This is a genomic window from Shewanella sp. GutDb-MelDb (genome assembly GCF_002836075.1).
GTDB lineage: Bacteria > Pseudomonadota > Gammaproteobacteria > Enterobacterales > Shewanellaceae > Shewanella.
In genome coordinates, this window is record NZ_PJBM01000025.1 from 1 (window position 1) to 4178 (window position 4178).

Consider the following 4178-nt stretch of genomic DNA (forward strand, 5'->3'; position numbering starts at 1 on the left):
TATTTCTCTTCGTGTCGCTGTTTATCAGTACATTTTATGATAATGGCGTCATAATACTCAGGTGTCTCTTTGTTGAACTAAATAATGATAGCCAAGCTTCGCCAACTCATCATCTTAAGTACTATAGTGCTTTCATACTGTAGCTACGCCGATAATACCGATCCGGTTCGTGTCGGTGTATTGACCTTCACGCATCCTGATAAGGTCAAGCAACGTTGGCAGCCAACGATAGATAAGTTAGAACAAGACCTTAATAAGTCCTTTAAACTGATGGCCTTAACGCCCAGTCAACTTGATCGTAGCGTTGCCGAAGGCAAGTTAGATTTTTTAATCACCAATGCCTTAACAGGGGTGAGCTACAAGAAGGATTTTGGCAGTAGTAGCATACTGACACTCATCCCTTTAGGTAACAAAGACCCAAACTACTCCGTTGGCTCAGCATTAATTACTCGTTCGAGCTTAGAGGTCACTAGCTTCAACGATTTAAAACAGTTGAATGCAGTCTCAAGTGATAAACAAGCGTTTGGTGGTTTTCAAATTTTTGCCGGAGAGATGGCACATAATGGCCTCAACCCTTTCAGTGACTTTAAGCAGCTTAAGTTTGTTGGATTCCCACAGAAAAAATTACTCACATTAGTTGTTAACGGCGAAGCCGATATCGCCATTTTACCAACCTGCGTCCTTGAGAATGCTATCAGTACTGGTGAGATAGCTCCCGATAGCTTACATGTTGTTCTACCTAAGCAACCCTCTGGTTTTAACTGCCAACGTTCAAGCGAGCTGTATCCTTACTACTCTTTTTCAAAATTAGGTAAAACAGACCACCGCTTAGCAACTAATGTCATTCGCTCCTTACTATCGATTCATGCCGAAGACTCCGCAGCAATTCAAGGCCGTTATGATTCCTGGTCTGCAACCGTCAATGATAGTGAGGTGTTTAAATTATTAAAACAGTTACAGCGATGGCCATTTGTCACCAACTGGACCTCGATATTTAAAAGCGCACTACCCTGGGCATGTTTTGCAGCCATTTTCCTTTTGTTGGGTTACATCCACCATTTACGCGTAAAACGTCTGGTCGTTTTACGCACCCAAGATCTACAAGCTGAAACTCAGCAGCATACTCAAACCCAAAAAGCGTTATTAGAACAGACAAAACAGTTCTACAAGGCTCAGCGAGTACTGTTAACCGGAGAGATGGCGTCAGGTATCGCTCACGAGTTAACCCAACCCTTAGCGGGGATCCGCTATTTAACACAGGGTTGTATTTATCGTTTATCCGATGAACAAGTCGATTTGAAAGAAGCGATGACAAAGGCGATACAGCAGGTCGATCGAGCGCAATCGACCATTAAACGATTTAGGCATTTCTGCCAACAGCCCAGTGTCATGAGCCATTGCAGTCTCAATCAGATCTTGGATGAAACTTTAAGTTTAATGGCTGCAGAGTTTGGCAGGATGCAAATTGCTCCAGAGTTAAATGCAGAGCAAGTCTCTCTTAATGCCGATCCAAGTCTGCTACAACAAGTTTTTGTTAATATTATCCGCAATGCATTGGATGCAATGGAAGGTGTCAGTTCACCCCAATTGATTATTTCACTGACTAAAAACGAGCAGTATGCACAAATTGATTTCAAAGATAAGGGTAGCGGGCTCACAGAGAGCGCCTTAGAACGTTTGTTCTTCCCCTTTGAGACATCAAAAGAAAATGGCTTAGGCCTTGGCATGATAATCTGTAAGCGCATCATTGAAGAGCACCATGGCGAGATTAGAGCACACAATAATCCCCATAAAGAGACAGATAATAGCGCGTCTGGTTTAACCATAACAATAATCTTACCCACGAAGGAGGCTTCTAATGAATAACCTGTACCTTGTCGACGACGATCAAGCTGTATTGGACTCATTAACCTGGATGCTAACCGGGCTGGGTTATCAACCAAAAGGCTTTTTATCGGCAGATAGTTTTCTACAAGCAGTTGATCTGCAACAAAGCGCTATCGCGATTTTAGATGTGCAAATGCCAGGAATGGATGGCAGCGCGTTATTGAATCATATGACAAAGGCCGGCAGCCCTATTACCGTTATTATGTTAAGCGGTCACGGCAATATTGCAATGGCAGTACAAGCCATTCAAAAAGGCGCGCTCGATTTTTTGGAAAAACCAGTAGACGGTGACAAGCTGGTGTTACTGCTCGAACAAGCGAGCGCACAGACGGAACAAAACATGCTCCGTAAAGCGACACGGCAAGCGCTAGCCAATAAGCTCGTAACACTAACCCCACGAGAACGGGAAGTGATGGAAAAGGTGTTGGAAGGGAAACTGAATAAAGTCATTGCTGCTGAACTTAATGTTGCCCAACGCACTCTAGAGTTACATCGCCAAAAAGTCATGCAAAAAATGCAGGTCAGCAATGTCGCGGAACTGGCATTTTTAATGGGGAAAAATATTGATTAGAGCCTCAAAAATCAAAGTTAACAGTTGTCCTTGCGTGAGAGAACAACACTTAGCTATGCAATGCGACTCCCTGGACCGCGGATAGAATTTGCCCATGTAGCACAAAATTCCCAACCTTTAACTTGGCAGACTAATCCAGCACTGTAGCGGCTTTTAGCCAAGATGGGGCCATGATCACTAGGCGCATTGAGTGCGGTGAACAATAAACCAAAAATCGACAGCATTAAAGTAAAGCAATAAGCTTTTACGTTATGCCCTTTTAAGCCATAGCTCTGCTGGTAATAAGGTGTATTCATACTGAGTAAGGCCTCCTGTCTATTGGGCTTCATTTAAGGTTAACGGATCTCCATTTAATTGCAACTCGCTTACAAATGAATCCTGATCACTGTTTTCAGTCCAATTCTTAGTTCAGTTCTTTGTTCAATGTCTAGCTCGCTGTTTACCGTTAGCAACGACTTCGATCTACTTTTGACACTTTTCAGCAATTCAATCTGCTCTAGCTTCGGCCTACAAAGCTGAATCGAGTCACCGCAGCGACTATTCGATTTGTTTCCTAGCCTCTAAATAATCTTGTTTCAATTGACTCAATAGTCCTAGTTCATCACGTTTATTACGACTACGGCCATGCAAAGAGGACTCTACAAAATAGCTAAACCAGGTTTCCAATACGCCAGCATTTTTGGGTTCACCTGCTGCGGCAATAGCCAATGATGCCACTTCGGCAGTGCCCAGTTGAAAATCGCGGCTACCTTTTCTAAGTGCATAAGATGCCGCTGCTTTCGGAGAAAAAGACAACATAGGTAATCCGTGTAAATAGGGACTTTTCCTAAACATTTTAATCGCTTCTCGCCAACTACCATCCAGTACGATCAGCAAGGGTGTTTTACCCTCTGAGAGTGCGGCTTGATCAATGCTTTCGGCTATTGGCTGATTTTCGACTGCATATTCAGATGGGAAAACCACATAAGCTTGATACTTTGGATCTGTAATAACAGATAGCATCTTACGGTTAGGCTCATTTCTGGACCAGATATAGGCATGGGTATCAGGGACAATATCTGCAATGAGACGGCCACTATTACTGGGCTTAAGCACTTCATCGTCATACATGATCAGCATAAAGGCTATCTGCGTATTAACCAATTTGCGATAGGCACAAGTGCAATACCTTTTGGCTAATAAACAACGTTCACAGCGGACAACATTTTTGCCGCGGGCCGTAAACGGCTTAGATGATATTGCTTTACGGTATTGGTATAAACGATGAACGGCGTGATCTGGCAAATGCATGCTACGGTTGAGCCTCTATAGGAAATAAAAAAGCCTACTTAATCAGCAGGCTCATTGGTCGTCGGTTGCTCACTATCGTTCTATAACTATAGTATACGGCGTAATAAAAAATCAGCGCGTAAGCGTTTAATCCGCGTCATAATTTTACGAACAGGTTCGGGATAATTATGCAGCGTCTCGATTTGACTATAGTGATACAGTCGCTCTGTATGCTGCAAAATATGAGTTTGTTCTGCTTCGAACTGCTCTTTCCAGCTTTCGTTATCATCTTGCAGTAACAATCCATTCTCTAAATCAAGCGCCCAGGCGCGAGGATTAAGGTTACTACCAGTGATCAAATGACGTTTGCCATCAGCGCTGATCCCTTTAAGATGAAAACTATTACGGCCATCTTTCCATAAGTGAATATTTAACTGACCATTATCGATTG

The 4178-nt window shown here is 43.0% G+C and carries 4 protein-coding genes and 1 pseudogene; 2 read left to right on the top strand and 3 right to left on the bottom strand.

Annotated features, from left to right (window positions below; genetic code table 11):
- Positions 1–84: 84 nt before the first annotated feature.
- Together CXF82_RS00700 and CXF82_RS00705 are read left to right on the top strand one after the other, a co-directional pair.
- Positions 85–1866 (top strand): sensor histidine kinase, encoded by a 1782-nt coding sequence (locus CXF82_RS00700; RefSeq protein WP_257982697.1) that lies wholly within the window; start codon positions 85–87, stop codon positions 1864–1866.
- On the top strand, positions 1859–2458 hold the full coding sequence (locus tag CXF82_RS00705) for a response regulator transcription factor (protein ID WP_101090216.1): 600 nt from the start codon (positions 1859–1861) through the stop codon (positions 2456–2458). The genes CXF82_RS00700 and CXF82_RS00705 overlap by 8 nt, the downstream gene beginning before the upstream one ends.
- A gap of 53 nt (positions 2459–2511) precedes the next feature.
- Here CXF82_RS00705 and CXF82_RS00710 read toward each other — a convergent pair whose 3' ends face one another.
- The 3 genes and pseudogenes from CXF82_RS00710 to CXF82_RS00720 form a co-directional block, all read right to left on the bottom strand.
- Positions 2512–2754, bottom strand: coding sequence for a hypothetical protein (locus tag CXF82_RS00710; protein WP_101090217.1), 243 nt, complete (start codon positions 2752–2754; stop codon positions 2512–2514).
- A gap of 241 nt (positions 2755–2995) precedes the next feature.
- Complete coding sequence (locus tag CXF82_RS00715; protein ID WP_102043496.1) at positions 2996–3748, bottom strand: tRNA-uridine aminocarboxypropyltransferase; 753 nt, start codon at positions 3746–3748, stop codon at positions 2996–2998.
- 86 nt (positions 3749–3834) lie between these two features.
- Positions 3835–4178, bottom strand: a pseudogene (locus CXF82_RS00720) (phospholipase D-like domain-containing protein); the annotation flags it as partial.

Coding starts and splice junctions, on each gene's coding strand:
- CXF82_RS00710 (WP_101090217.1), bottom strand. CDS start 2,754: ATGAATACACCTTATTACCAGCAGAGCTATGGCTTAAAAGGGCATAAC.
- CXF82_RS00700 (WP_257982697.1), top strand. CDS start 85: ATGATAGCCAAGCTTCGCCAACTCATCATCTTAAGTACTATAGTGCTT.
- CXF82_RS00715 (WP_102043496.1), bottom strand. CDS start 3,748: ATGCATTTGCCAGATCACGCCGTTCATCGTTTATACCAATACCGTAAA.
- CXF82_RS00705 (WP_101090216.1), top strand. CDS start 1,859: ATGAATAACCTGTACCTTGTCGACGACGATCAAGCTGTATTGGACTCA.